The sequence below is a fragment of the Enterococcus sp. HMSC061C05 genome (assembly GCF_001814765.1).
GTDB classification, from domain to species: domain Bacteria; phylum Bacillota; class Bacilli; order Lactobacillales; family Enterococcaceae; genus Enterococcus_B; species Enterococcus_B lactis.
The window spans coordinates 1-758 of sequence record NZ_KV817742.1 but is presented as its reverse complement, the minus strand read 5'-3'; the positions used below and the strand labels follow the sequence as shown (position 1 = coordinate 758).

General features: G+C 41.0%; 1 protein-coding gene. It reads left to right on the top strand.

Annotated features, from left to right (window positions below; translation table 11 throughout):
• Window positions 1-126 precede the first annotated feature (126 nt).
• On the top strand, window positions 127-750 hold the full coding sequence (locus HMPREF2988_RS07045) for an aggregation-promoting factor (protein WP_047928311.1): 624 nt from the start codon (window positions 127-129) through the stop codon (window positions 748-750).
• Window positions 751-758: the final 8 nt, after the last annotated feature.

Genomic DNA, 758 nt, shown 5'->3' with positions numbered 1-758 from the left:
TTACAAAAAACGTGGATTTGTCATAAATTGTCATGCTTCTTTTACCTATGAAATATTTTCACGTGTTAAAGTATTCCTCGTTGAACACAACAAATAAAACTTTTTAACGAATAAAGGAGATTTTTCATGACATCACTTAAAACTTTACTTTTTGGAACAACTTTGGCTGCCGGTGCTGCATTCTTCATGGGAACGACTGCTCATGCGGACGAAGCTTATACCGTTCAATCAGGTGATACTCTATCAACGATTTCTCAAAAATACGTTGGTGACAACTCCTTGATCAATGCCATTGCAGAATCAAATTCAATTTCTGACATTAACCTGATCTACTCAGGACAACAATTAACGATTCCAACAGAAGGCTCTGCTCAAGCAGCTGCTGAACCTCAAGCAGCCGTTCAAGAAGCTCCCGTCCAAGCTGAACAACCTGTTGTACAAGAAACGGTTCAAACAGAAACACAAGCAGCCCCTGTTGCTGAAACACAATCTGCTCCTGCTGCAACAGAAACAACAACAACGGCAACAAGCACGAATGCTGCAAAAGAATGGATCGCACAAAAAGAATCAAGCGGTTCTTACACAGCAACGAACGGACGTTACATCGGACGTTACCAATTAGATTCTTCTTACTTGAATGGTGACTACTCTGCTGCGAACCAAGAAAAAGTGGCAGAACAATATGTTGCTTCACGTTATGGTTCTTGGGAAGCTGCGAAAGCATTCTGGGAAGCAAACGGTTGGTACTAAGATTCATT

What these genes read in the sequence shown, in the direction of transcription:
- HMPREF2988_RS07045 (WP_047928311.1), top strand. Translation starts at nt 127, where the DNA reads ATGACATCACTTAAAACTTTACTTTTTGGAACAACTTTGGCTGCCGGT.